The sequence below is a fragment of the Micromonospora sp. ANENR4 genome, from assembly GCF_015354395.1.
Classification (GTDB): domain Bacteria; phylum Actinomycetota; class Actinomycetes; order Mycobacteriales; family Micromonosporaceae; genus Micromonospora; species Micromonospora aurantiaca.
On sequence record NZ_JADKYQ010000009.1, the window covers coordinates 208,645 to 233,175 of the forward strand.

The 24,531-nt window shown below is 73.9% G+C and carries 24 protein-coding genes; 9 read left to right on the forward strand and 15 right to left on the reverse strand.

The annotated features are described in order from the left end of the window. Positions 1–142: 142 nt before the first annotated feature. The 4 genes from IRY44_RS17835 to IRY44_RS17850 all read left to right on the forward strand — a co-directional run bounded on the left by IRY44_RS17835 (position 143) and on the right by IRY44_RS17850 (position 3,123). Positions 143–586 (forward strand): hypothetical protein, encoded by a 444-nt coding sequence (locus IRY44_RS17835; RefSeq protein WP_194801436.1) that lies wholly within the window; start codon positions 143–145, stop codon positions 584–586. Positions 587–705: 119 nt separating this feature from the next. After that, entirely contained in the window at positions 706–2,055 is a 1,350-nt protein-coding gene (locus IRY44_RS17840; protein WP_194801437.1) for an MFS transporter, read from the forward strand. A 65-nt stretch (positions 2,056–2,120) separates the two neighbouring features. Then, complete coding sequence (locus IRY44_RS17845; protein WP_194801438.1) at positions 2,121–2,627, forward strand: SigE family RNA polymerase sigma factor; 507 nt, start codon at positions 2,121–2,123, stop codon at positions 2,625–2,627. After that, a complete protein-coding gene (locus IRY44_RS17850; protein ID WP_194801439.1) occupies positions 2,608–3,123 on the forward strand; it encodes a hypothetical protein in 516 nt (171 codons plus the stop codon). Before IRY44_RS17845 ends, IRY44_RS17850 begins: the two co-directional genes overlap by 20 nt. Before the next feature lie 4 nt (positions 3,124–3,127). On the opposite strand, the gene IRY44_RS17855 is transcribed toward IRY44_RS17850, so the two are convergent. Then, positions 3,128–4,387, reverse strand: coding sequence for an MFS transporter (locus IRY44_RS17855; protein WP_194801440.1), 1,260 nt, complete (start codon positions 4,385–4,387; stop codon positions 3,128–3,130). 193 nt (positions 4,388–4,580) lie between these two features. Between IRY44_RS17855 and IRY44_RS17860 the strand changes: the two genes are divergently transcribed. Together IRY44_RS17860 and IRY44_RS17865 are read left to right on the forward strand one after the other, a co-directional pair. After that, positions 4,581–4,745, forward strand: a complete 165-nt coding sequence (locus IRY44_RS17860) for a hypothetical protein (RefSeq protein WP_162959299.1) — start codon at positions 4,581–4,583, stop codon at positions 4,743–4,745. Beyond that, on the forward strand, positions 4,742–5,932 hold the full coding sequence (locus IRY44_RS17865; protein WP_194801441.1) for a hypothetical protein: 1,191 nt from the start codon (positions 4,742–4,744) through the stop codon (positions 5,930–5,932). Before IRY44_RS17860 ends, IRY44_RS17865 begins: the two co-directional genes overlap by 4 nt. A gap of 100 nt (positions 5,933–6,032) precedes the next feature. Here the strand turns inward: IRY44_RS17865 and htpX are convergent, their stop codons facing one another. The 8 genes from htpX to IRY44_RS17905 all read right to left on the reverse strand — a co-directional run bounded on the left by htpX (position 6,033) and on the right by IRY44_RS17905 (position 13,935). Then, a complete protein-coding gene (htpX, locus tag IRY44_RS17870; protein ID WP_194801442.1) occupies positions 6,033–6,911 on the reverse strand; it encodes a zinc metalloprotease HtpX in 879 nt (292 codons plus the stop codon). A 149-nt stretch (positions 6,912–7,060) separates the two neighbouring features. After that, on the reverse strand, positions 7,061–8,527 hold the full coding sequence (locus tag IRY44_RS17875) for an NADH-quinone oxidoreductase subunit N (RefSeq protein ID WP_194801443.1): 1,467 nt from the start codon (positions 8,525–8,527) through the stop codon (positions 7,061–7,063). Then, positions 8,524–10,029 (reverse strand): NuoM family protein, encoded by a 1,506-nt coding sequence (locus IRY44_RS17880; protein WP_194801444.1) that lies wholly within the window; start codon positions 10,027–10,029, stop codon positions 8,524–8,526. The genes IRY44_RS17875 and IRY44_RS17880 overlap by 4 nt, the downstream gene beginning before the upstream one ends. Continuing rightward, complete coding sequence (locus tag IRY44_RS17885) at positions 10,026–11,951, reverse strand: NADH-quinone oxidoreductase subunit L (RefSeq protein ID WP_194801445.1); 1,926 nt, start codon at positions 11,949–11,951, stop codon at positions 10,026–10,028. The genes IRY44_RS17880 and IRY44_RS17885 overlap by 4 nt, the downstream gene beginning before the upstream one ends. Further along, positions 11,948–12,313, reverse strand: a complete 366-nt coding sequence (gene nuoK / locus IRY44_RS17890; RefSeq protein ID WP_194801446.1) for an NADH-quinone oxidoreductase subunit NuoK — start codon at positions 12,311–12,313, stop codon at positions 11,948–11,950. Before nuoK ends, IRY44_RS17885 begins: the two co-directional genes overlap by 4 nt. Continuing rightward, complete coding sequence (locus IRY44_RS17895; RefSeq protein ID WP_194801447.1) at positions 12,310–12,852, reverse strand: NADH-quinone oxidoreductase subunit J; 543 nt, start codon at positions 12,850–12,852, stop codon at positions 12,310–12,312. Before IRY44_RS17895 ends, nuoK begins: the two co-directional genes overlap by 4 nt. After that, positions 12,849–13,439 carry an NADH-quinone oxidoreductase subunit I gene (locus IRY44_RS17900; protein ID WP_120573060.1) on the reverse strand — a complete coding sequence of 197 codons (591 nt, stop codon included), beginning with the start codon at positions 13,437–13,439 and terminating at the stop codon, positions 12,849–12,851. Before IRY44_RS17900 ends, IRY44_RS17895 begins: the two co-directional genes overlap by 4 nt. 73 nt (positions 13,440–13,512) lie before the next feature. Continuing rightward, complete coding sequence (locus tag IRY44_RS17905) at positions 13,513–13,935, reverse strand: ester cyclase (protein WP_013288670.1); 423 nt, start codon at positions 13,933–13,935, stop codon at positions 13,513–13,515. Positions 13,936–14,030: 95 nt separating this feature from the next. Here IRY44_RS17905 and IRY44_RS17910 point away from each other — a divergent pair, with 95 nt between their 5' ends. Then, positions 14,031–15,074 carry a glutathione S-transferase family protein gene (locus IRY44_RS17910; RefSeq protein WP_194801448.1) on the forward strand — a complete coding sequence of 348 codons (1,044 nt, stop codon included), beginning with the start codon at positions 14,031–14,033 and terminating at the stop codon, positions 15,072–15,074. Between the two features lie 141 nt (positions 15,075–15,215). Here the strand turns inward: IRY44_RS17910 and nuoH are convergent, their stop codons facing one another. Beyond that, entirely contained in the window at positions 15,216–16,178 is a 963-nt protein-coding gene (nuoH, locus tag IRY44_RS17915; protein WP_013288672.1) for an NADH-quinone oxidoreductase subunit NuoH, read from the reverse strand. Then, positions 16,178–17,113 carry an NADH-quinone oxidoreductase subunit C gene (locus tag IRY44_RS31305; RefSeq protein WP_194801449.1) on the reverse strand — a complete coding sequence of 312 codons (936 nt, stop codon included), beginning with the start codon at positions 17,111–17,113 and terminating at the stop codon, positions 16,178–16,180. Before IRY44_RS31305 ends, nuoH begins: the two co-directional genes overlap by 1 nt. A gap of 103 nt (positions 17,114–17,216) precedes the next feature. Here IRY44_RS31305 and IRY44_RS17925 point away from each other — a divergent pair, with 103 nt between their 5' ends. Then, positions 17,217–18,263, forward strand: a complete 1,047-nt coding sequence (locus tag IRY44_RS17925) for a glucose 1-dehydrogenase (RefSeq protein ID WP_194801450.1) — start codon at positions 17,217–17,219, stop codon at positions 18,261–18,263. Positions 18,264–18,293: 30 nt separating this feature from the next. Here IRY44_RS17925 and IRY44_RS17930 read toward each other — a convergent pair whose 3' ends face one another. Beyond that, entirely contained in the window at positions 18,294–19,610 is a 1,317-nt protein-coding gene (locus tag IRY44_RS17930; protein WP_194801451.1) for a DUF2252 domain-containing protein, read from the reverse strand. Between the two features lie 36 nt (positions 19,611–19,646). Continuing rightward, complete coding sequence (locus IRY44_RS17935) at positions 19,647–20,207, reverse strand: NADH-quinone oxidoreductase subunit B (RefSeq protein ID WP_013288676.1); 561 nt, start codon at positions 20,205–20,207, stop codon at positions 19,647–19,649. 177 nt (positions 20,208–20,384) lie between these two features. Between IRY44_RS17935 and IRY44_RS17940 the strand changes: the two genes are divergently transcribed. After that, on the forward strand, positions 20,385–21,305 hold the full coding sequence (locus IRY44_RS17940) for a hypothetical protein (RefSeq protein ID WP_194801452.1): 921 nt from the start codon (positions 20,385–20,387) through the stop codon (positions 21,303–21,305). Positions 21,306–21,360: 55 nt separating this feature from the next. Here IRY44_RS17940 and IRY44_RS17945 read toward each other — a convergent pair whose 3' ends face one another. Together IRY44_RS17945 and IRY44_RS17950 are read right to left on the reverse strand one after the other, a co-directional pair. Beyond that, complete coding sequence (locus IRY44_RS17945; RefSeq protein ID WP_194801453.1) at positions 21,361–22,938, reverse strand: D-glucuronyl C5-epimerase family protein; 1,578 nt, start codon at positions 22,936–22,938, stop codon at positions 21,361–21,363. Between the two features lie 106 nt (positions 22,939–23,044). Then, the gene (locus IRY44_RS17950) at positions 23,045–24,523 is read right to left on the reverse strand and encodes an aspartate aminotransferase family protein (RefSeq protein ID WP_194801454.1); all 1,479 of its coding nucleotides are present in this window, start codon (positions 24,521–24,523) and stop codon (positions 23,045–23,047) included. Positions 24,524–24,531: the final 8 nt, after the last annotated feature.

Below are 24,531 nucleotides of genomic sequence, written 5' to 3' on the forward strand. Positions count from 1 at the left end.
GGCGACCGACGGCCGGGCGGCGACCCCGCACCCACCCGCTCAGGCAACCATGAATAAAGCCGGCACCGGGCACCTCTTGATGAGCGCCCGCTGGCGGGGATGTTCTTGACTCTCGACCCGGTCGAGGGCCGACCCTTCCTGGATGACGTCCGAAGAGCGCGCCCAACCATCAGTCCCGCTCGCGATCGACCTGGAGATGCTGCGGCCGGTGCTGCGCAGCGGCTGGGGAGCGGATACCTGCGACCCACACGATGTGCGGGATTGGCACGCCGGCAACCCGGCCCGTGGTCAATGCGGAGTGACCGCCTTGATCATTCAGGACCTGCTCGGCGGAGAACTGATCCTGGGCGAGGTCCTCGCCGGGGACGCCAAGATCGGCTACCACTACTGGAATCGACTGGCCGACGGCCGCGAGGTCGACCTGACAGCTGACCAGTTCCAGCCGCCGGAAGTCGTCGTCGGCGGTCAGGTCCAGCAACGCCCGCCGGGCCCACCTGGGCGATGCCGCCGGCAGTACGAGATCCTGCGGCACCGCGTCTTCGCAGCCCTCTACGGCGGCGAATCAACGCGACCTGCTCAACCGTGACGGCGACGTCGCGACAGACCGCGGTCCGGCCACGACCGGCGGGCCGGACCGCCACGGCCTCTTCTGCCGTCAGGCGACTTCCTTGGGGTACGGGCCGGGTATGAGGTCGGGTGGGAGCCATGACCCCCGCGATGCTCCTCCCCTATCGCCCGGTGCTCGGTCAACCGGTCCTGCGCCGGCTGCTCCCCGGGCTCGCGACATCCGCTCTCGGTGACGGGCTCGCCCTTGTCGCGGTGACGTGGCTGGCTCTGCAACTCGCCCCGGCCGGGCAGCGCGGCACCTGGACCGCGTTCGCGGTGGCGGCGTACACGCTGCCGGGCGCGGCCGGCACGGTGCTGCTCGGGCGGTGGCTGGGTGGACGGAGCGGGGCGCAGCTCGCCGGCTGGGACGCGACGGTGCGCGCCGCCGCGTTGGGGGCGATCCCCGCCGCCCACCTCGCCGGGGTGCTGGACGTCCGTCTCTACGTCGTCCTGCTCGCGGTGTCCTCGCTGCTGCGCCCGTGGGGGTCGGCCGGTCGCTTCACGCTCGTGGCGGAGTTGCTGCCGCAGCGGCACCACCTGGCCGCGAACGCGCTGCTCGGCGTGTTCGGCCAGGCGGCGACGATCGTCGGCCCGCCGCTGGCCGGCCTTCTCATCGCCTGGGCCGGCGCGGTGTGGGTGATCGCCGTCGACGCGGTCAGCTTCGCCGTGCTGGCCGCCAGCTACCGCCTGGTCGTCCGCAACCGAGAAGCCGCCGCTGTCCGTGACCGAGCAGCCCCGGCCGGGGCGGGGCCGTCGCGTACGTCGGGATTCCGGATCATCGGGCGGGACCGGTCACTGCTCGGCCTGCTGTCGCTGTCCTTCGCGTTCTTCTTCCTCTTCGGACCGTTCTACGTCGCCATGCCGGTGCACGTCACCGACGATCTGCACGCCTCCGCCGGTACGCTCGCGGCCTACTACACCGCGTTCGGCGTCGGCTCGCTGCTCGGCGGGCTGCTCACCGGTCACCTGCGCGGATGGCCGCCGCGGACCACGCTCGCCGGCATCGTCGCGCTGTTCGGCGCCGCGCTGCTCCCGCTCGGCCTGGGCGCGCCGGTCGTCCTGTCGCTGCCCGCGTTCGCGCTCGCCGGCCTGGTCTGGGCGCCCTACCAGCCGACCGCGACGGCGTTGTTCCAGCGCCGCGCCGGCGCCGTGGACCTTCCCCGCGTGCTGGCTGCGAACGGCGCCGTCACCGTGCTGGCGGTACCGCTGGGCACGATGCTCGGCGGTCCGGCGACCGCCGCCTTCGGGGCACGCCCCACGCTCCTGGCGTGCGCGGTGACGATCCTCGCCCTGGGTCTGGCCGCCGCGACGACCGCCGCACGCCCCGGCCGCCCCGGAGCACAGAACACGGAGCGGACCGGGCCGGCGGGCCCGCACGACCAGCCCGGACCGCACGCCCCGTCCGCACGGGTGGACGCGCCAGACCGGGTACGACCCGGAGCGACCTGATCCGGGTGCAACCGCCGGAGCCGCATCGGGGTGTCGAGTGGTGAGAGCGGACACGGGAGGTGGGCATGGACGGCCCCGAGGACTTCGACGCCTTCTACACGGCGACCGCGCGGCGGGTCGTGCACCACGTCTACGCCCTCTGCGGCGACCTGGCCGAGGCCCAGGACGTGACGCAGGAGGCGTACGCGCGGGCCTGGCAGCGCTGGTCGGCAGTCGGGGCGTACGAGGATCCGGAGGGCTGGGTGCGGACGGTGGCCTGGCGCCTGACGGCCAACCGGTGGCGCGGCCTGCGGCGCTGGTTCGCCGCGCGGGCCCGGCTGGGCCGGGAGACTCCGGCACCCGGGCCAAACCCTGACCGGGTGGCGTTGCTGGCGGCGTTACGGCGACTGCCCGACGCGCAGCGGCTGGTCGTCGTCCTGTACCACCTCCACGACCTGCCGGTGGCGGAGATCGCCCGGAGCACAGGTATGCCGGAGGGGACTGTCAAGTCCTACCTGTCCCGGGGCCGTGCCGCGCTCGCCGTTCTACTGACCGACGACAAGGAGGAAGTCGATGTCGGCACGCATTGGTGAGGCTCTGCGGGAGTTGGAGCAGGACATGACCGGGCTGCGGCTCAGCCCGGCGGCCGAGGTGCGCGCACGGGGGCGCGCCAGGAGCCGGCGCCGGGCCGCGGTTCTGGCGGGGGTGGCCGCGGTGACCGTCACCGGCGGCGCCGCGAGCATGGCGGCGCTGTCCGGACCGGCGACGCCGATGCCGGCCGCCGGCGGCGCGGCCACCCCGTCCGCCACGGCGTCGGCCGCGTGTCAGGCCGACCCTCCGGTACGGCTGGACGTCGTCTTCCGGCCCGGTGCCGGCGCGCCGCAGATCGGCGAGGTCGACTACCGGATCGGGCAGGCGCGCGGGGACACCGGGCTGCGCTGCGGTGGCACCACTGCCGCGGCCCGGCCGGACGCCGACGGACGGGTCGTCCTGTCGGTGCTGCTGGCGCAGGGTGAGGACCCGGCGCCGATCCGGGCCGCCGTGGAGAAGCTGCCCGGGGTGGAGCGGGTGGTGACCGCCGGCGGGTGAGCGGTCAGGCGGCGAGCGTCTGCTCGGCGCGTACCGCTGTGGCCTCGGCCCGGGCGATCGGGCCGCCTGGTAGCGCGGCGACCGCGGCCCCGACGGCGACCGCCACCCCGGCGAAGACGAACGCCCAGGAGACGCCGCCGGCGTGGTCGATGATCAGGCCGGCGATCGAGCCGCCGGCGGCGCTCGCCGCGACCGACATGGTCACCACCCAGGTGTACGCCTCGTTCAGCATGCCGGCCGGGGTGATCCGCCCGACGAGCGTGTTCTCCAGGGTGAGCGCGGGGGCGATGGCCGCGCCGCCGAGCACCAGCGCGACGCCGAGCGCGGCCGGGCCGGGCATCACCGCGAAGACGGCGAAGCTGGCCGCGACGGTGCCGAGCAGCCAGGCGAACTGGCGGGTCATGTTGGCGGCGGGCTTGCGTACGCCGAACCAGAAGCCGCCGATGGCGCTGCCGATGCCCCAGACGGCGAGCAGCACGCCGGCCAGGCTCTCCGGGTCGTCGGCGCCGGAGTTCCCGGCGAAGGCCGGGACGATGACGCCGGAGGCGCCGAACGCGATGCCGAGGCTCGCCACGCAGAGCAGCAGCGCGGGGAAGCCGCCGAGCCGCAGCGGGCCGAGGCCCCGGGCGTGATGCTCGCGCGGGTGCGGGCGCCAGCCGCGCATGACCCGGCCGAGCGCGACGGTGGCGGTGCCGACCAGGGTGACCACCGCGGCGCCGACGAGCGCGGCGGAGGCGTCGGCGAACAGCACGAAGCCGGCCACCAGCAGCGGGCCGATCACGAACACGACCTCGAAGAGGGTGGTCTCGGCCGCGAGCGCGGTGTTGCGCAGGTGCCCCCGGCCGGTGGCGGGGGCGGTGAGGTCGTTCCAGGCGCCCCGGATCGCGGCGGTGAGCGGCGGGTACGTGGCTCCGGCGACGCCCGAGGCCAGGTAGATCAGCCCGAGGTTGCCGCTGTCGGAGCGGGTGGCGAGGAGCAGCCCGATCAGGGCGAGCGGGTGGGTGACCGCGGTGAGCAGCAGGACGGGGGTGGGCCCGACCCGGTCGGCGATCCGCCCGGCGACCGGGCTGAGCGCGGCGCCGGAGAGCGCGTAGATGCCGCCGGCGACGGCGGCGAGGGAGTACCGGCCGGTGACCTGCTCGACGACGAGCAGCAGCGCCAGCGGGGTCATGCCGATCCCGAGCCGGCCGATGATGCCGAGAACCAGCAGCATCGGCGCGCCGGGGATCCGCCAGACGCCCTGGTACTGGCGCAGTGCGGCCACTGTGTGCACCTCCGGGAAGTAACGAGTGAGTCAGCCTTCGACCCTAACGCTCCTGCTGGGCGGGGCGGTGGTCGAGTCGGTCACATCGGGCTGCCGGCGCGGGGCTGCCTTACCCGCCGTTAACGAGTAGGTTCGGTGATCGAACGGAGTCCATGCCTACGGCGGGTCGGCCGCCGCCGTGATCGGAGGTCGGATGAGCGGCATGGCCGTCGCGCCGCTACGGGTCGAGATCTACTCCCTGTACGGCGACGCCCGGCCCGCCGAGCCCGCGTCCGCCACCCTCCGGGTCCGCCGCCTGCGTGAGCGGGCCGACTACGAGCCGGTCGGCGTCGAGGAAACGGACCCGTCGGATCGATGACCGGCACCGCGACGCCCGCGCCCGGTTACCGGGCCCTGTTCCGGCATCCGGTCGCCGCCCGGTTACTCGTCGCCCGGAGTGTCTCCGAGCTGGGCGACTTCGTCGGGCTGGCGGCCCTGCTGCTGCTCGCGTACGACCAGACCGACTCGGTCCTCGGCCCGGCCGCCGTGTACGCCGCCCGCACGGTGCCCGCCCTGCTCGTCGCGACGGTGTTCAGCGGCTGGCTGGACGTGCCGGCCCGGCGCACCATGCTGGTCTGGCTCTCGCTGGCCGGCGCGGTGCTCATCGCCGTACCGGCTGCGGTGCCCGAGCCGGTGCCCGCGATCGTGGCGGCCGGGCTGCTCGGAGCGGTCCGGGCCGCGTACGCGAGCGTGCACGTGGCGATCACGGCCGAGGCGGTGGAGCCGCCGCTGCGGCTGCCGCTGTTCGGGCTCTCCGCGTTCGCCAACCAGAGCGGCCAGGTCGTCGGCCTGCTCGCCGGGGCCGGTGTGACGGTGGCGCTCGGTCCCCGGGTGGCGCTCGTGATCGACCTGGTCTCGTTCCTGCTCGCGGCGGCGGTCCTCGCCGGCCTTCCGGTACGCCGGCAGGAGCACCGGGGTCCACGGCCGCCCGCCACCGCCGGTATCCGGATCATCGCCGCCCATCCGGTGCTGCGGGGTGTGGCGCTGCTGACCCTGGCCACAGTCCTGTCCGGCGGGCTGCCGGAGACGCTCGCCCCGGATCTGGCTGCCGGCGGATGGCGGCCGGTCGTGCTGGCGGCGTCGTCGTTCGGCGGCGCGGTGTTCGTGCTCGTCGTGGGGCGGCGCGGCTGGCTGGCCCGGGTGACCGGTCAGGTGGTGGCGGCGAGCGCGCTGGGCGCCGCGCTGCTGCTGGCCGGTCTGCTGGTGGCCCTCGACGCTCCGGCGTGGGCGCTCGCCGTGGCGAACGCGCTCGTCGGAGCGGGCGGCGGGTGGCTGATCGGGGCCCAGGCCACGTTCGCGCGGCTGGCGCCACGGGAGCGGATGGGGCAGGTGGAGGTGACGATCGTGGCCGGCAACATCGTCCTCTCCGGGGTCGGGATCTTCCTGCTCGGCGGCGTGGCCGTGCTGCTCGGCCCGGCCGTGGCCTACCTGGCGGCGGGGGTGGTGCTGCTCGCCGTGGTGCTGGCCGCCCGGCCGGACCGGCTCCCCGAGCCGGCCGCGTCCTGACGCCCGGCCGGACCGGCTGCCCGGCCGGATCTGACGGCAGGGCCCAGACACAGCGCCGCCCGCGTCCGGGTGGACGCGGGCGGCGTTCGTGTCACGCGGGTCAGCGCTGGAACTGCACCGGCCCGGAGTTGCGGGCCATCTGTTCCAGGCGGGCCACCCGCTGCTCCATCGGCGGGTGGGTGGCGAACATCGCGGCGATGCCGCCGCCCCGCTTGAACGGGTTGTCGATCATCAGGTGCGCGGTGCTGGCGAGCTGGCCCTGCGGCGCCAGCGGACGCGCCTGCGTACCCATGTGGATCTTGCGGAGGGCACTGGCCAGGGCCAGCGGGTCGCGGCTCAGCTCGGCGCCGGACTGGTCGGCCTGGAACTCCCGGCTCCGGCTGATCGCGAGCTGGATCACCGTGGCGGCGATCGGGCCGAGGATCAGCGTGAGCAGCAGCACGGCCGGGTTCGGGCCGTCCTCGTCGTCCGAGGAACCCAGCGGGATGAACCAGGCGAGGTTCGCCAGCATGGTGATGATGCCGGCCAGGCCGGCCGCCACGCTGGAGATCAGGATGTCCCGGTTGTAGACGTGCGACAGCTCGTGGCCGATCACGCCACGCAGCTCCCGGTAGTCGAGGATCTCCACGATGCCCTGGGTGACGCAGACCGCCGCGTTCTCCGGGTTACGGCCGGTGGCGAACGCGTTGGGCTGCGCGGTCGGGCTCACGTAGAGCCGGGGCATCGGCTTGCCGGCCTGCGTGGAGAGCTCCCGCACCATCTGGTACAGCTCGGGGAACTGTGCCTCGCTGACCGGTTGCGCCTTCATCGAGCGCAGTGCGAGCTTGTCGGAGTAGAAATAGGTGACGCCGTTCATCAGCAACGACACGACGACGGCGATGACGAGACCGCCGCTACCGCCGAACCAGTAGCCGATCGCGAGGATCAGCGAGGTCAACAGGCCGAGCAGCGCTGCGGTCTTGAGACGGTTGTGATGCACGATTTCTCCTTCGGTGCACGGGCCCTTGCGGGAGGCCCGCTGACCGGTTCAACACACCGGTACCCGTCAACCATCCGGCTCATGGCTGAAAGTTGGCTGGATGTTGCTGTGCGCAGGCTGAAGCGGTCGCCCATCCGGGCAGGAACCGGTCAGCGCGACGCCACGTCCAGCACGAGCTGCGGTGCGAAACCGATCACCACCGCGGCGACCGTGGCCACGCCGAGCGCCAGCACCACGGTCCGGGCGGGCCGGACCGTCGCCACGCCGGTCGGCGTCGCGTAGAGCGATGCGGTGACCCGCAGGTAGTACGCCAGGCCGATCACCGCGTTCAACGCCACCACGAGCGCCAGCCAGCCCGCGTGCCCGGCCAGCAGCGCGCGTACCACCGTCACCTTGGCGAACAGCCCGGCCAGGCCCGGCGGCAGCCCGGCCAGCCCGATCAGCGCCAGCGCGAACGCGCCGCCCACCCACGGGTGCCGCCGCGCCGCGCCGCGCAGGTCGGCCAGCGTGCCGCCGTCGCCGTCCGCCGGGCGCAACGCCACCACCGCGGCGAACGCGGCCAGCTCCAGCAGCACGAAGAAGATCGCGTACGCGACGGCTGCGGCGTACGCGGCCGCCCGCGCGTCGCCGGTGCGGCCCGCGGCCAGCGCCAGCGCGCCCAGCGGAGCGAGGATGTACCCCGCCTGGGCCACCGACGACCAGGCGAGCAACCGCACGGTACGCCGCTGGCGCAGCGCCACCAGGTTGCCGACGGTCATGGTCAGCACCGCCAGCGCCGCCAGCACCGGGCCGGTCAGGTCACCCGGCAGCGCACGCTGCACCACAGCCAGCAGCGCCACCACACCACCGAGCTTCGAGGCGGTCGACAGGTACGCGGCCACCGGCAGCGGCGCGCCGTCGTACGTGGCAGGGGCCCAGGCGTGGAACGGCACGGCGGCGACCTTGAACGCCAGCCCGGCCACCACCAGCGCCACCGCGACCGTGGTCAGCGGCAGGTCGGTCAGGTCGTCGCGGGCGGCCAGGGTGGTGCCGAGCCGGTCCAGGTGCAGGGTGCCGGTGACCGCGTAGAGCAGCGCCGCGCCGAGCAGCGTCACAGTGGTGGCGACCACGCTGACCACGAAGAACGTCACCGCCGCCTCGGCACCGGCGAGGCTGCCCCGGCGCAGGCCGACCAGCACGTACAGCGGCAGCGTCAGCGTCTCCAGCGCCACGATCAGCGTGATCAGGTCGCCCGCGGCACCGAGCACCACGCCGCCTGTCATCGCGCAGGCGAGGAGGAAGCAGTACTCACCGACCGGGGTACGCCCGGCCCGCAGCAGCGGGCCGGACAGCGCCAGCACGCCGAGCGTGAGCAGCGCGATCACCGCCCCGACCAGAGCGGCCCGGCCACCCCACACCCAGGAGCAGTCCGCGCCCACGCAGAACGTGCGCCGCTCACCGGCCGCCCCGACCAGTGCCGCGCCGGCTGCGGTACCGGCCGCGCCGAGCGCCGCCACCGCCACCGTGACGGCGGGCCGGGCCACCAGCAGATCCACCAGCAGCACCAGGACGGCGGTGCCGGCGGCCAGGTACGCAGGCAGCATCGCCAGGTTGTCGACAGGCTGCACCAGGCTCATGGGACGACCCCCAGCAGCGCCTCAACCGGACCGGAGGCGTACGACAGCACGAGCGCCGGGGCCAGGCCGACCGCGAGCGCGAGCAGCACCAGCGGCGCCCAGGCGGTCAGTTCCGCCCCGGCCAGCCCGGGTGCGAGCCCCGCCACCGCCGGGCTGGGCCGCCCGTGGGTGACCCGGCGCAGCAGCCGCAGGAAGTACGCGGCGGTGAGCGCCCCGCCCAGCGCGGCCAGCACTGCAAGCGTCAGCCAGAGCGGGCCGCCCCGCTGCACGGCGGCGACCACGGCGAACGCCTCACCCCAGAACCCGGCCAGGCCGGGCAGCCCCAGCGAGGCGACGGCCGCGAAGCCGAGCAGCCCGGCCAGCCGGGGCGCGGTCTCCCGCAGCCCGGACAACTCGGCCAGCGAGCCGGTGTGCGCGCGGCCCTTTACCGCCCCGGCCAGGAAGAACAGCAGGCCGGTGATGACGCCGTGGGCGATGTTGCCGATCAGCGCGGCCTGGATCCCGGTGGCGGTGAGCGTGGCGACCCCGAGCAGCACGAAGCCCATGTGCCCGACGCTGGAGTACGCGATCAGCCGCTTCAGGTCGTCCTGCGCCAGGCAGACCAGGCCACCGATCAGGATCGCGGCGACGGCGAGCACACCGAGCACGGGCGCGGCCCAGCGGGCGCCCTCCGGGGCGACGCCCACGGCGACCCGGATCAGCCCGTACGTGCCCATCTTGAGCAGCACCCCGGCGAGGATCACGCTGCCGACTGTGGGCGCCTGGGTGTGCGCGTCGGGCAGCCACGAGTGCAGCGGCCAGAGCGGGCTCTTCACCGCGAACGCGAGCGCCAGCAGCGTGAACGCGGCGAGCTGGGTGCCCCGGGACAGCCCGGCGCCGCCGGTGAGCGCGACCAGGTCGGCGGTGCCCGCGGCGGCCACCACCACGTAGACGCCGACCAGCAGCAGCACCGAGCCGAACAGTGTGTAGAGCGCGAACTTGCGGGCCGCCCGGCGACGGTCCGCGCCGCCCCAGCCGGCGATCACCGCGTACATCGGCAGCAGGACGACCTCGAAGAACAGGAAGAACAACACCAGGTCGAGCGCGAGGAACGTGCCGAGGATGCCGACCTCGACCACCAGCAGCAGCGCCACCAGCGCCCGCCCGCTGCCGCCGCCGGGCGGCACCCGCCACAGCGTGTACGCGCAGCACAGCAGCGTGAGCAGCGCGGTCAGCACCACGAGCGGCCAGGAGATGCCGTCCACGCCCAGGTGGAAGCGCAGGTCGAGCCCGGGCACCCACGGCACGTCGAGCTGGTGCCACGGCTGCACCGCCGGGCGTGGCCCGTACCCGAACCAGCCGTGGTCGCCGCCGACCAGCGGCAGCGTCGCCAGCAGCGTCAGCGCGGCGGCAGCGGTGCCTGCCACCCGGCCGGCCCGGTCGCCGGGCACGACGGCAGCGGCCAGCGCGCCGAGCGCCGGGACCGCCACCACGGCGACCAGCAGCACCTGCCCGAACGTCATGAGGTCACTCCGATCAGCGCGACCGCGAGGCCGATCAGCAGCGCGCCGGCGAGCACCCCGGCCGCCGCGCGCGGCAGCGCCGCCCGGTGCAGCGCGGCCAGGCCTCCGCCCACCTCGACCGCCGCCCGGCCGGTGCCCTCGACCAGGCCGTCCACGCCCAGTTCGTCACCGGTACGCACGACCCGCGCCAGCGCGCCCGCCGGGCGTACGACGACTGTGTGCTGGACGTCGTCGAGCCGGAACGCCCGGGCGAAGACCGGCCGCAGCGGACCCAGGAAGCGGGCCGGGTCGGCGGCCGGGTCGCGGCGCCAGCCGGCCCAGGCGACGCCCGCGCCGACGAGCAGCAGCAGGAACGGCAGGACCAGGTTCGGCGCCAGGTGGACCAGCTCGACCGCCTCGCCGGTGTCGTCGCCCGGCACGCGCAGCCGGTCGGCGAACCACTGCGCGAACGCGGCCAGGCCGAGCAGCGCAGCCGGGACCGTGAGCAGCAGCACCGGCCAGCGCAGCAGCGCGGGCGGGTCGTGCGGGCGCAGCAGCGGCGTGCGCGTGGCGCCGAGGAAGGTGCGCAGCAGCAGGCGGGTCGCGTACCAGGCGGTCACCGCCACGCCGACCAGCCCGGCCAGCCAGACCAGCCAGCCCACCCAGGCGGCGGTCGGCCCGGCGCCGTCGAGCGCGGCCGCCTCGGCAGCCGCGAGCACGCCGTCCTTGCTCCAGAAACCCGAGAGCGGGGGTACGCCGGCGAGCGCGCCGAGGCCGACCACCATGCACCAGAACGTCACCGGCATGGCGGTACGCAGGCCGCCCATCCGGGACATCAGCGTGGTGCCGACGGCGTGGATCACCGCACCGGCGGCGAGGAACAGCAGCGCCTTGAACGCGGCGTGGCTGAGCAGGTGGAAAAGCGCGGCAGCCGGTGCGCCGACCGCCAGCGCCCCGGTCATGTAGCCGATCTGCGAAACCGTGGACCAGGCGAGCACCCGCTTGATGTCGTCCTGCGCGGTGGCGGCGAACGCGCCGAGCAGCATGGTGATCGCGGCCATCACGCCCAGCACGGCGAGCGCGGCCGGTGCGCGCTCGAACAGCGGGAACAGGCGGGCCACCGCGTACACCCCGGCGGCGACCATCGTGGCGGCGTGGATCAGCGCGGACACCGGCGTGGGACCGGCCATCGCGTCGGGCAGCCAGGTGTGCAGCGGGAACTGGGCGCTCTTGCCCGCCACCCCGGCGAGCAGCAGCAGGCAGGCGGCGGTGAGCGTGCCGGTGCCGTAGTCGTGGGCCAGCACGTCGGCGATCCGGAAACTGCCCGCGCCCACGCCGAGCAGCGCGATGCCGAGCAGGAAGCCGACGTCACCCACGCGGGTGACCAGGAACGCCTTGACCGCCGCGCTGGGAGCCTCGGGCAGCCGCCGGTCGTGGGCGATGAGCAGGTACGAGCAGACGCCCATCACCTCCCAGCCGACCAGCAGCATGATCAGGTCGCCGGACACCACCACCGTGAGCATGGCGGCGGTGAAGAGGCTGAGCTGGGCCGCGTACGGCGGGTAGCGGTGGTCGACGTCCACGTCGTCGTGCGGGCCCCGGCGCAGGTAGCCGATCGAGTAGACCTGCACGGCGAGCGCGACCGCCGCGACGGCGGTGGCGACGAGCACCGCCACGCCGTCCAGGCGCAGGCCGAGCGTGACCCGCAGCCCGCCCAGGTCGATCCAGGTGGTGGACGCCTCGACCGGCGCGTCCACGCGGACCAGCAGCGCCAGCGCGGCCAGCAGCGACACGGCCGCCCCGGCCACGCCCAGCGCGATCGCCGTCCGCCGGGCGGTCGCCCGGTCCTGGCGCGGGGCGGGCGGCAGCAGCAGGCCGAGCAGCCCGGCGACCAGCGGCGCGGCGGGCAGGATTGCGGCAAGCCACAGCGTCGGCGTGCTCACCGGACCGCTCCCTGCGCGTTCGGCTGCTCGGCCGGGGCCACCGCGACCGCCGGCGCCGGTTCGTCGAGCGGTACGTCGTCGACTGTGACGCTGGCGCGCAGCCGGTAGAGCTGGAGCACGATGGCGAGCCCGACACCGATCTCGGCGGCGGCGAGCACGATCACGAACAGCGCGAACACCTGCCCGGAGTGCGGCAGCACGGCCCTGACTGTGGTGTCGGCGGTGACGAGCACCAGGTTCACCGCGTTGAGCATCAACTCCACCGCCATCAGCACCAGGACGGCGTTGCGGCGGCGCAGCACGCCGTACACGCCGAGGCCGAACAGCAGCGCGGCGGTGACGTACGGGATGACCGGCCTCACCGGCGCCCACCCTCGTCGGCGGGTTGCGCGGCGTCGACGGGCCGGCGGCCGATGTCGGGGCGGGAGAGCACGATCGCGCCGACGAGCGCGGCCAGCAGCAGCACCGACAGCACCTCGAACGGCAGCACCCAGGAACGGAACACCTGCTCGCCGATGCGCTCGGCGGTGCCGGCGGCCGGCAGGTCCACCCGGGACCAGCGGAACGCGTCGATCAGCAGCACGGCCAGGCCCAGGCCGCTGCCCGCGCCGACGAGCGCTGCGGCCCAGCCCGGCCGGTCCAGGTCGTCCGACGGGCCGATCGGCGCGCGGGTCAGCATCACCGCGAACAGCAGCAGCACCACCACCGCGCCGACGTAGATGAGCACCTGCACCCAGGCCACCAGCTCAGCGGTCAGCACCAGGTAGTCACCGGCCAGCGCGCCCAGGCACACCACCAGCCACAGCCCGGCCCGGACCAGGTGGCGGGTGGCGACCACCAGCGCACCCGCGCCCACCGCCACCGCGCCCAGCGCCAGCAGCAGGACGTCCGCACCGGTCATGAGGCAGCGCCTCCGCCCGGATCGGTGGCGGCGTCGGGGCGTACCCGGGAAGGAGCCGGACGGGCCGACGGACCCGCCGCCTTCCGGGCGGCGGTGGTCTCCTCCTTGGAGGGGTCGCCGAGCGGGTCGTGGGCCGGCGGCGGCGGCACGGTGGCCATCCACTCGCCCAGGTGGTCCTTGTCGTGCAGCAGGTTCTTGATGTCGTACTCGGCGTACTCGAACTCGGGCGACCAGTAGAGCGCGTCGAACGGGCAGACCTCGACGCAGATGCCGCAGTACATGCAGAGCGAGAAGTCGATGTCGAACTTGTCGAGCACGTTGCGCTGGCGGGGGCGGGCGGCGCCGGGCACCGCCACCTCCTCCTTGTGCGAGTCGATGTAGATGCACCAGTCCGGGCACTCGCGCGCGCAGAGCATGCAGACCGTGCAGTTCTCCTCCAGCAGCGCGATCACGCCACGGGAGCGGGGCGGCAGCTCCGGCTCGACGTCCGGGTACTGCTGGGTGGTCGAGCGGCGGGTCATCGTCTTCAACGTGACCGCCAGGCCCTTCACCAGGCCCCCGCCGGGCACTCCACCGTGCTCGCTCATGCCGCCCATCCTGCCCTGTGGCCCGGGCGCGCGCGACCACCACCCGTCGCTTTGTCCCGCGCGTGCGGCCGGATCACGCCTCGCCGGGTGTGAGCGGGGGAAGCATCTCCACGCCGAGCTGCTGGAGCACCTGGAACAGCTCGTTGACGCTCCACACGTCCACGATCCGCCCGTCGTCGTCGAAGCGCAGGAACGTGGCACCGGAGTAGCTGACCACGCGGCCGGTCGGCGGCACCGGACCGAACTGGCCCGCCTGGGTGCCGGCGGCCCGCCACCGCACCGCCACCCGCGTACCGGTCGCGACCACGTCGACGATCTTGTAGCGCAGGTCGGGGAACGACGCCCGCCGGTCCCGGTGCCACGCCAGCATCGCCGCCGGGCCGGTGCCGCCCAGGCCCGGGCAGTCCGCCGCCACCAGCTCGTACGCGCTCTCCTCGCGCCCCGCGTTCCACACGTCGGCGACGAAACGCCGGGCTGCCGCCTCCACATCGGTCACGGCGGGCAGCCTATGCCCCTCGGTGACGCACTCGCCCTGCCGGGAGCGGCCGGAGCGACAATGATGGGGAACGAGAAGCGAACTCGGAGGTGGGTGTGGGCAGCGACGACGAGGTCCTGGACCGGACCGGCGGCAAATACGTGGAGCCGGGTGGCGAGTTCACCCGGGATCAGCGCTACATCGCCACCCGGATCACCGCGGACGAGCGGGACGGCTGGCCGGTGGAACCGGGGCGCTACCGGCTGGCGGTCAGCCGGGCCTGCCCCTGGGCCAACCGGCTGATCATCATCAGACGCCTGCTGGGGCTGGAGGACGCCATCTCGATGGCCGTGGCCGGGCCCACCCACGACAAGCGGAGCTGGACGTTCGACCTCGACCCGGACGGCAAGGACCCGGTACTCGGCATCGAGCGGCTGGCCGACGCCTACTTCGCCCGCTTCCCCGGCTACGAGCGCGGCATCACCGTGCCGGCGCTCGTCGACGTGCCCACCGGGCAGGTGGTGACGAACGACTACGCGCAGATGAGCCTGGACCTCACGACCGAGTGGACGGCGTACCACCGGCCGGGCGCGCCGGACCTCTACCCGGAACCGCTGCGCGGCGAGATCGACGAGGTGAACGCTGTCGTCTTCGCGGACGTCAACAACGGCGTGTACCGGTGCGGCTTCGCCGGCAGCCAGGAGGCCTACGACAAGGCGTACCACAGGCTGTTCGACCGGCTGGACTGGCTCAGCGAGCGCCTGGCCGGTCAGCGGTACCTGGTCGGCGACACCATCACCGAGGCGGACGTACGGCTGTTCACCACGCTCGTCCGCTTCGACCCGGTCTACCACGGGCACTTCAAGTGCAATCGGCAGAAGCTCAGCGAGATGCCGGTGCTGTGGGCGTACGCGCGGGACCTGTTCACCACGCCCGGGTTCGGCGACACGATCGACTTCGTCCACATCAAGCGGCACTACTACGAGGTCCACCGGGACATCAACCCGACGGGCATCGTGCCGCTCGGCCCCGACCTGAGCAACTGGCTCACCCCGCACGGCCGGGAGGAGTTGGGCGGCCGCCCCTTCGGCGACGGCACCCCACCCCCGCCCCCACCCGAGTCCGAGCGCGTAGACCCCTCCCACACCCCGTTGCACTGACCCACCCCACCCCACCCCACCCCGCCCCGCCCCGCCCCCGGCGATCTTGCACTTTGGGCCCCAAACTTGGGCCCTTTGCCCCTTTTACTGGGGCAGAAGGTGCAAGATCGCCGAGGTGAGGGGGCGGAGGGGGCGGGTGGGTTACAGGGCCAGGCGGACTGCGGCGGTGAGGACCAACTGGGCCAGGGCCAGGGGGACCAGGACCAGCCAGCAGAGGCGCTGGAGCTGGTCCTCGCGCAGCCTCGGGTAGCTCACCCGCAGCCAGATGATCACGAAGGCGACGGCGAAGACCTTCAGCAGCGTCCACAGCCAGCCGAGCTGCGCATCGGCGAACGGGCCCTGCCAGCCGCCGAGGAACAGCACAGTGGTCAGCGCCGCGATCACCACGATGCCCACGTACTCGGCGAGCAGGAAGAACGCGAACCGCAGGCCGGTGTACTCGGTCATGTAGCCGAAAACCAGCTCGGAGTCGGCCACCGGCATGTCGAACGGCGGGCGGCGGATCTCGGCCAGCCCCGCCACGAAGAAGATCACCATAGCCGGGGCCTGCCACAGCAGCCACCACGGCTGCCACGCCTCCACGATGCCGGGCAGGCTGAGCGTGCCGGCCGCCATCGCCACCGAGGCGGCGGCCAGCACCAGCGGCAGCTCGTACCCGAGCAGCTGGGCCGCGCCGCGCAGCCCGCCGAGCAGGCTGTACTTGTTCGCCGACGCCCACGCGGACATGAGCACGGCCAACACGCCGACACCCACCACGGCGAGTACGAAGAACAGGCCGATGTCGAGCGGCTGGGCGACCAGGTCACCCGGCCCGAGCGGGATGACGAGCAGCACCAGCAGGTACGGCACCAGCGCCACTGCGGGCGCCAGCCGGAACACCGGACGGTCCGCGTCGCGCGGCGTGACGTCCTCCTTCTGCACGAACTTGATGCCGTCCGCGACCAGTTGCGCCCAGCCGTGGAAGCCGCCCGCGTACATCGGGCCCAGGCGGCCCTGCATGTGCGCCATCACCTTGTGCTCGGCCTGGCCGACGATCAGCGGCAGCGTGAGGAACGCGACGAGCACCCCCGCCACGCGCAGGACCAGCTCCAACCAGTCCGGCATCAGCTCTCCCCCGCCGCGTCGGGCTCCGGCTCCTGCCGGGGCGGCCCGGTCGGCCGCTCTCCCGGCAACGGCCGACCGAGCGGACCCGCCTCGTCGGCCCCCGGAGCAGCACCGGACCCCGGCCCGGCCTCCCCGGAAGCAGGCCGCTCCGGAGCATCCCCGGCGGTCGGCCGCGCCGGACGCTCAGCGGCAGCAGGCCGAGCCGGACGCTCGCCAGGAGCAGGCCGTACCGGACGCTCAGCGGCAGCAGGGCGCGCCGGATGCTCCCCCGGAGCGGGCCGCGCCGGGCGTTCCCGGGCCGGACGCGCCGGCGTACCCCCTCGGGGGCCCTCACCCGCGCCCGCCGCACCCGCCGGCGTGGGCGTCGTGCCCCACTCACCCGGCGCGGGCACGCCCGGCGGCCGGACCGGCCGGCGGCCGCCGCCCGCCTCCGACTCGCCCGGCTCCTTCGCACCGGGCCACGGCTTGGCGACCCGGGAGGCGAGGACGAACTCCTTGCGCAGCGGGTGCCCCTCGAACTCCGGTGGCAGCAGCAACGGACGCAGCTCGCCGTGGCCGGCGAAGTCGATGCCGAACATCTCGTGCGTCTCGCGCTCGTGCCACGCGGCGCCGGGGAACAGGTCGACCACCGACGCGACGACAGGCGTGTCCCGGGGCACCCGGGTACGCAGCAGCAGCCCGTGCCGGTGCCGGACCGACCAGAGGTGCAGCACCACGTCGAAGCCGTCGGCCAGCTCGTCCACCGCCGACAGCCAGTCCAGGAAGTCGAGATCCAGCTCGGCGTCGTCGCGTGCCGCACGCACCGCGTCCGCCCAGCTCGCCAGGGGTACGTCGACGGTGGCGCGGGCGTACCCCTGACCGCCAGACACGGACGCGGTGGCCTCGACGGGCGCGAGCAGCGCGACCACTCGCCGGCCGACCTCTTCCGGAGTCATGCGCTGATCCTATGGCCGACGGCTGCCGGCCGGGTCGGGCCGTCCGTGCCGGGATCGCCGCTTTGCCGGACGGGCGGCGGCAGCGCGCGGAAAGATGAGGTCCGTGCGCGCTGTGACTGTGACCCCCGGTGTCCCGGATTCGCTGCGGCTCGCCGAGGACTGGCCCGAGCCGCCGCCCGAGGAGGGCGCGATCCTGGTCGAGGCGCTGGCGGTGGGTGTCTGCGGCACCGACCACGAGATCGTGGCCGGCGAGTACGGCGAGGCGCCGCCGGGCCAGGAGCGGCTGGTGCTCGGGCACGAGTCGCTGGGCCGCGTGCTGGAAGACCCGACCGGCACGTTGCAGATCGGCGACCTGGTCGCCGGCGTGGTCCGCCACCCCGACCCGGTGCCGTGCGCGAACTGCGCGGTGGACGAGTGGGACATGTGCCGCAACGGTCAGTACACCGAGCACGGCATCAAGGCCCTGCCCGGTTTCGCCCGGGAACGCTGGCGGTTGCAGCCCAAGTTCGCCGTCGGCCTGGACCCGGCGCTCGCCTCGGTCGGCGTGCTGCTGGAACCGACGAGCGTGGTGGCGAAGGCGTGGGACCACATCGAGCGGATCGGCCGCCGGGCCGAGTGGAAACCGATGACGGTGCTGGTCACCGGCGCCGGGCCGATCGGGCTGCTGGCCGCGCTGCTCGGTAGCCAGCGTGGGCTGACGGTGCACGTGCTGGACCGCAACACCACCGGGCCGAAGCCGGAGCTGGTCCGGGCGCTGGGAGCGACGTACCACACGTCGACGGTGCCCGAGCTGGACGTCAAGCCGGACGTGGTGATCGAGTGCACCGGCGCACCCACTGTGGTGCTCGACGCCATGTGCAAGGCCGCGCCCACCGGCATCGTCTGCCTGACCGGCGTGTCCAGCGGCGGCCGGACGATCAACTTCGACGCCGGAGCGCTCAACCGGGAGCTGGTGCTGGAGAACAACGTGGTGTTCGGCTCGGTGAACGCCGGCCGGCGGCACTGGGAGATGGCCGCCGAGGCGCTCGCCCAGGCCGAACAGTCGTGGCTGACCTCGCTGATCACCCGCCGGGTGCCGCTGTCGAGCTACCGGCAGGCGTACGCCTCGGTCGGTGAGGACATCAAGGCGGTGCTCGACTTCACGCAGTGAGGCGGGGCGCCGGACCGGCGCCCCGGCCCCTCAGATGCCGGGTAGCCGGCCGTTGCGGAACAGGTCCACGAAGAGCTGGTGGTCCTCGCGCGCCCGGATCCCGTACCGGTGCCCGAAGTCGACCAGGTAGTCGACGAACCCGTCGGGGTCGGCGTCGACGACCGCGACGATCGCCTCCTCGGTCGAGTAGTCGACCAGGTCGTGGCTGGACTCGTCGTCGGCGACCGAGTGCATCCGGGCCACCGCCCGGCCCAGGTCGGCGAGCACGCCCGCCAGTTCCTCCGGCTCGTTCACGTCGGCCCAGTCGAGGTCCGCCGCGTACGGGGACACCTCGGCGACGAGCTGCCCGACGCCGTCCAGCTCGGTGAAGCCCAGCCACGGGTCGGCGTGCGCCTGCAACGCGCGCTGCGACTCGGCGGTGCGGTGCCCCTGGTGCCGGAAGTACGAGCGGACCCGCTCGTCGTCGACGTACCGCGCCACGGCCGGCACCTGCGCCTGCTTCATGTAGATGACGACGTCGTTCTCCAGCGCCTGGGTGTGCCCCTCCAGCAGCAGGTTGTACGACGGCAGCCCGGCCGACCCGATGCCGACGCCCTTGCGCAGCACCACGTCCTTGATGCCGGTGGCGACCGGGCGCATCCGGGTGGCCGACTCCGGCAGCGTGTGCAGGTAGTCGGCGAACGCCGCGCAGACCGTCTCCCGGGTGGCGTCGTCGATCTCGTGCACGCCGTCGCCGAGGGAGAACCGGCGCTCGTAGTTGTCGATCGTGGTCTGCGCGGCCAGCAGGTCCACCCGGGTGTTCAGCCGCGCCTGCTGGAGCACCCGGCGCAGCACACCGTCGGCGTTGTCGAGCGTGATCGAGCCGATCGCGTCGTCCCCGCCCGCGGCGATGGCCCGCAGTTCGGCCAGGTACGACCGGGCGAAGCCGGTCACCAGCTCGCCGATCACCCGGTCGGAGAGCGCCTTGGCGTAGCCGAGCAGCGCCACGCTCGCGGCGAAGCGCTTCAGGTCCCAGGTGAACGGCCCGACGTACGCCTCGTCGAAGTCGTTGACGTTGAACACGAGCTGCCCGGAGGCGTTCATGTAGGTGCCGAAGTTCTCGGCGTGCAGGTCGCCGTGGATCCACACCCGGCTGGTCCGCTCGTCGAGGAACCGATCGCTGCCGAAGTCGCCGCGCTGGTCGGCGTAGAACAGCGCGGCGCTGCCCCGGTAGAAGGCGAACGGTGACGCCGCCATCTTGCGGAACTTGCGGCGGAACGCCGCCGGGTCGATCGCCATGGACGCGCCGAACTCCTCGGTCAGCACGTCGATGATGAATGCGGAGCGCTTCTCCGCGAGGTCGGTCATGAGCCGCAGGCTAGCCCCGCGCCGCCACCCGACGGTTCAGCCGACCGGCGGACGTACCGGGGGTGCGGTGAGCGCCTCCACCGGCCGCGCGACGGCGTCCGCCGGTGAGGTGAGCGCGTCGGGCCGGGGCACGCCGCCGATGCCGGACTGCTCGGCGGCGATCTTCTCCTGGAGGCGCAGGATGCCGTGCAGCAGCGCCTCCGGCCGGGGCGGGCAGCCGGGCACGTACACGTCGACCGGGATGAGCTGGTCGACGCCCTTCGTCACCGAGTAGGAGTCCCAGTACGGGCCGCCGCAGTTGGAGCAGGCCCCGAACGAGATGACGTACTTCGGTTCGGGCATCTGGTCGTAGAGCCGCTTGACCGCCGGGGCCATCTTGTCGGTGACGGTGCCGCTGACCACCATCAGGTCGGCCTGCCGGGGCCCGTGGGCGAACGGGATCACGCCGAGCCGCATGAAGTCGTGCCGGCCCATGCTGGTGGCGATGAACTCGATGGCGCAGCAGGCCAGGCCGAAGTTGAACACCCAGAGCGAGTAGCGGCGGCCCCAGTTCAGCACGAACCGGATCGGCTCGCCGAGCACGGCCGGCACCTGCATCTCTGGCCTCCCTCGCAGTTCCCCGAGGTGCCAGTCAACCACAGCGTCCGCGGCCGCGTTCCGGTGTCGTACCCCCGACAGGGCACCCGCGCAACGATCAGCGGTGCCGGCGTGTGTCACCACTGTCGGGCGGACGGAACCACCGCCGCCCACCACGGGGATCACGGAGGACCTGTCATGACCACACGGACCACACGGGTGGCCGCCGCGCTGCTCGCCGGGGCGGCGGCGCTGTTCGCGCCGGCCGCGCCGGCCGCCGCGGCCGGCGGCACCACGGCGCGGCTGACCGTCGACACCGAGACGCTGGTGCTGACGCCGACCGACAAGGGGTACGTCGGGACGCTGACCACGACGATCAGCAACCGGGGCCGGGCCGACGCCACCGCCGGCCTGCGCATCACCGAGCCGGCCGGTGGCTCCTTCGCCGGCCTCGACAACGGCTCGCCCTGGTTCACCGTGGGGATGGAGCAGAACCGCCGGGTCGTCGAGAGCTACGGCGGCCGGGTCGCGGCCGGCGCGAGCGTGACCGTCCGCCTCGACTTCCAGGTGTGGACGACTGCGCGCGCCTACCCGATGACCGCCCTGGGCGGCTCGGTCGCGGTGGTGCCGGACGGTGGGGTGTCGGACCGGGACTCCTTCCGGACCGTGTTCCGGTCCACCTCGGGCAGCGTCCGCAACCCGCGCGTCTACCGGCAGGCCACCGAGACGGACCTGACCATCAGCGGTGGCGACGTGACGCTCACCCGCCAGGCCGACGGGGCCCTGCTGGGCCGGACGCCGGTGACAGTGCGCTACGGCAACGACGCCCCGTCGTTCCGGCTCGACGTGCGGGCGAGCCTGCCCGCCGGGGTCGAGGTGTGGGCCACCGACCCGCAGGACCTGCCCAGCTTCCCGGACTGGTTCGACGTCCCCGGCGGCCGGTTCATGCCGGGCGAGGAGCGCACGTTCGACGTCGTCCTGCGGGCTCCGGCCGGGACCCCGGCCGGCGCGCTGGGCAGCGGCTCGTTCACCGTGGCGGCCGTCTACGCGAGCGAGCCGGTGGCGGACGTCGACCCGGCGGACAACAGCACGACGTTCAACGTCCGCGCCACCGACTGAGCCACCGCACACCGCGGCCCGCCCGGACTCCGGGCGGGCCGCACGTTGCTCAGGCTCAGGTGAAGGCCAGCCCGGTGGTGTGGGGCAGCCAGTAACCGACGTACGCCCCGGCGGTGACCTGGTAGCTGAGCCGCCCGTTCACCCAGGCGGTGGCGCCCAGCGGCGCGATCGAGGCGGACGGGAACGTGAGCCGCTTGGAGCCGGTCACGTTGCCCGCCGCGTCGTACGCGTAGCCGGTGTAGGTGCCCGGCTGAAAGGAGAGCGTCCGGGTCGGGTTGTACCGGTGCTCGACCGCCTTGCCGAGCAGGACGCGCTGCCCGTACGCCTCGGGAACGAGGTAACCGGCGAGCGCGCCGTTGGCGATCTGGTAGTAGATGCCCCGGCCGTACACGCGGACCCGCTGGCTCGCCTGGGCGCCGGAGGCCCGGGCGAGCTTGAGCGTCTTCTGGCTCTTGACGGCCCCGGTGCTGGAGAAGGTGTAGCCGACGTGGGTGCCGGCGGCGAACGACACGGCGCCGTTGACGGCGGGCACCGGGTAGTCCGAGCGCAGCAGGTACGCGTACGTGGCGAAGACGGCCGACGTGGTCATCTCGTACAGCTTGAGGTTCTGCGCGGTGTGGACCTGGTGGTACTTCACGTGCGGCTGTGCGCAGCCCATCGAGTAGTTGCTGGCCCACCGGGTGACCCGGAAGTGGGTCGGCAGGTACCGCCGGACGGTGCTCGCCGCGCCGTCGAAGACCGCCACCGCCCGCTCGTCGCCGGTGAGCCGCCAGTAGTCGTACACGCCGTAGAGGGCGAAGGTGTGCCCGTTGAGGACGCGTTCCCCGGTGGTGCCGAAGGTCACCGGGTACTCCTCCAGCCACAGATAGCCGTTGGGGTCGACCCAGCTCGCCCAGGGCGCGTTGGAGACGACCGGCAGCGTCAGGCTCAGGAACGTCTGGTCCGCCGCCGTCCGCCACTTCGCCTCGCCGGTGATCTCGGCGAGGCCGACGAAGAGGCTCAGCATCTCGCCCTGTGCCATCCCGCTGTACCAGGGGGCGCGCTGCAGCGGACGGCCCGCGCAGCGGCTCAGGTCGAAGTCGTACGGGTACCACCAGGCGCCCCGCGACTCGACCCGGCGGTCGATGTTGCGCTGGGCGTTGGCGACGGCCCGGTCGAGGAACCGCTTGTCGCCGCTGGTCCGGTAGGCGGCCAGGTTGCTCAGGCCCCACTGCGCCTGGCCGACCGGGTGGTTCCAGGTCTTCCCGGCGAAGCTGAACATGCGGACGCCCTGCGCGTCGTGCAGTCCCCGGTCGACGAGCGGCGCCGGGTTGCTGTTCGTGGGCTGGGCGGCGAGCGGCAGCGGCTTCGGCAGGTGCCCGTCGCGGGCGTACGTGGCGGCGGCGATGGCGCCGCTCGCCCGCTCCCGTCGCTGCTGCTCCTTGGTCTTCGCCACGTCCCGCGAGGGCAGTTGCGGCACCCCGTCGGTCAGCGGGTCGGGCGTCCACCCGGGGTCCACGACTGAGACGTCGGCGCTGCGGTCCGGGCCCGGTGGCGCGGCCGGGGCGGTACCGGCCGGCGCCAGGCCGACCATCGCCCCCGCCGCTACCACTGCGACGAGCCGGCGGACAGGTGGTGACTTAGCGGTGATCATGTAAACACTCCCCGTGTCATCGATGTGCCCTGATGCTAGGCAGGGACGGACACGGGTTCCGGTCGCCGAAACGCCCGACTTCTCCGACGAACGGACGAGCCTCCCGTCACCAGGCGGGACGCTGGAGCAGCCCGACGAACTCGGCGAGCAGCCGTTCCCGCAGCCGCGCCGGGGCGGCGTCGAGCAGCGTGTTCACCATCGCCATCCGGTCCGGCACACCGGCGCCGCCGGCCAGGCCGAGCCCGCCGGCCAGCCCCGCCACCAGCTCCGGGGTGAGGGCCTCCGGCGTGAGGCTGCCGGCCAGCGCCAGCAGCTCCGGCGGCAGCACCACCGGCCCGGCGGCGCGGGCCGCCGCGACCGCCTCGGCCAACGCCGGACCGAACTCGGCCACCCGGGGCGCCACCGCCGCGGTCACCGTGAGGTGGACACTGGCCGGCAGATCGGCGTACGTGAGCTGGGGCTGGGTGTGCCAGCCACGCTCGGTCAGCTCGTCGACCAGCACGAACAGGTCGAGCCCCGGGTCGTCGCTGGTGAAGCAGACCACCGTGGTCTCCGGTTCGGCCATCAGCCGCAGGCCGCCGGTGGCCCGTACCGTGTCGGCCAGTCCGGCGACCGCGTCCCGGGTGGCGGCGGCCAGCCGCAGGTAGCCGTCCTCGCCGAGGTGGCGGAGTGTGGCGTACGCGGCGGCGATCGGCCCACCGGAGCGGGTGGAGGCGATCACCGGGTTGACCATCGTGTACCCGGGCCAGTCCGCGTACGCGAAGAACTGCGCGGCGCGCAGCGCCGGATCGCGGTGCAGCAGCACCGAGACGCCCTTCGGCGCGTACGCGTACTTGTGCAGGTCGACCGAGATCGAGGTGACCCCCGGCACGGCGAAGTCGAACGGCGGCACCGGCGCGCCGAGCCGGCGCAGCCAGGGCAGCGCCCAGCCGCCGAAGCAGGCGTCCACGTGGCAGCGCACCCCGGCGGCCTGCGCGACGGCGGCGATCTCCGCCACCGGGTCGACCACCCCGTGCGCGTAGGACGGGGCGGACGCCACCACCAGCACGGTCTCCGGGCGGATCGCGGCGGCCACCGCCGCCACGTCCGGCCGCAGCGTCACCGGGTCGACGGGCACGGTGTCGAGCGCGACCCGCAGGTAGTGCGCCGCCTTGGCGAACGCCGCGTGCCCGCTCGCAGGCACCACGATCCGCGGCTCGGCGAGATCGGGGCGGGAGTCCCGGGCCGCCTTGACGGCGAGCAGCAGCGACTCGGTGCCGCCGCTGGTGACGCTGCCGACCACGTCCGGCGCGCCGGTGCCGGGCCCGCCGCCGAGCAGCCGGGCGGCGGCGCCGACGAGCGCGTTCTCCATCGCCAGCAGCGACGGGAACGCGGTCGGGTCGAGGCCGTTGACGTGCGCGCTCTCCGCGTACGCGGCCTGCGCCAGGTCGTCCAGCCCGGCCACGCCGGGGTCGTAGACGTACGCGAACAGCCGGCCGCCGTGGGTCGGCCGGTCGGCGGCCCGCAGCGCGCGGATCTCGCCCAGTACGTCCGCCGCGGGCATCCCCCGCGCGGGCAGCGCGCCTCCGCCTGCCGTGTCGGTCATCGGGTGGT

Bases quoted from the DNA above. Each gene is read 5' to 3' on its own strand.
- IRY44_RS17835 (WP_194801436.1), top strand. From the start codon at position 143: ATGACGTCCGAAGAGCGCGCCCAACCATCAGTCCCGCTCGCGATCGAC.
- IRY44_RS17840 (WP_194801437.1), top strand. From the start codon at position 706: ATGACCCCCGCGATGCTCCTCCCCTATCGCCCGGTGCTCGGTCAACCG.
- IRY44_RS17845 (WP_194801438.1), top strand. From the start codon at position 2,121: ATGGACGGCCCCGAGGACTTCGACGCCTTCTACACGGCGACCGCGCGG.
- IRY44_RS17850 (WP_194801439.1), top strand. From the start codon at position 2,608: ATGTCGGCACGCATTGGTGAGGCTCTGCGGGAGTTGGAGCAGGACATG.
- IRY44_RS17860 (WP_162959299.1), top strand. From the start codon at position 4,581: ATGAGCGGCATGGCCGTCGCGCCGCTACGGGTCGAGATCTACTCCCTG.
- IRY44_RS17865 (WP_194801441.1), top strand. From the start codon at position 4,742: ATGACCGGCACCGCGACGCCCGCGCCCGGTTACCGGGCCCTGTTCCGG.
- IRY44_RS17875 (WP_194801443.1), bottom strand. From the start codon at position 8,527: ATGAGCCTGGTGCAGCCTGTCGACAACCTGGCGATGCTGCCTGCGTAC.
- IRY44_RS17880 (WP_194801444.1), bottom strand. From the start codon at position 10,029: ATGACGTTCGGGCAGGTGCTGCTGGTCGCCGTGGTGGCGGTCCCGGCG.
- IRY44_RS17895 (WP_194801447.1), bottom strand. From the start codon at position 12,852: ATGACCGGTGCGGACGTCCTGCTGCTGGCGCTGGGCGCGGTGGCGGTG.
- IRY44_RS17900 (WP_120573060.1), bottom strand. From the start codon at position 13,439: ATGAGCGAGCACGGTGGAGTGCCCGGCGGGGGCCTGGTGAAGGGCCTG.
- nuoH (WP_013288672.1), bottom strand. From the start codon at position 16,178: ATGCCGGACTGGTTGGAGCTGGTCCTGCGCGTGGCGGGGGTGCTCGTC.
- IRY44_RS31305 (WP_194801449.1), bottom strand. From the start codon at position 17,113: ATGACTCCGGAAGAGGTCGGCCGGCGAGTGGTCGCGCTGCTCGCGCCC.
- IRY44_RS17930 (WP_194801451.1), bottom strand. From the start codon at position 19,610: ATGACCGACCTCGCGGAGAAGCGCTCCGCATTCATCATCGACGTGCTG.
- IRY44_RS17935 (WP_013288676.1), bottom strand. From the start codon at position 20,207: ATGCAGGTGCCGGCCGTGCTCGGCGAGCCGATCCGGTTCGTGCTGAAC.
- IRY44_RS17940 (WP_194801452.1), top strand. From the start codon at position 20,385: ATGACCACACGGACCACACGGGTGGCCGCCGCGCTGCTCGCCGGGGCG.
- IRY44_RS17945 (WP_194801453.1), bottom strand. From the start codon at position 22,938: ATGATCACCGCTAAGTCACCACCTGTCCGCCGGCTCGTCGCAGTGGTA.
- IRY44_RS17950 (WP_194801454.1), bottom strand. From the start codon at position 24,523: ATGACCGACACGGCAGGCGGAGGCGCGCTGCCCGCGCGGGGGATGCCC.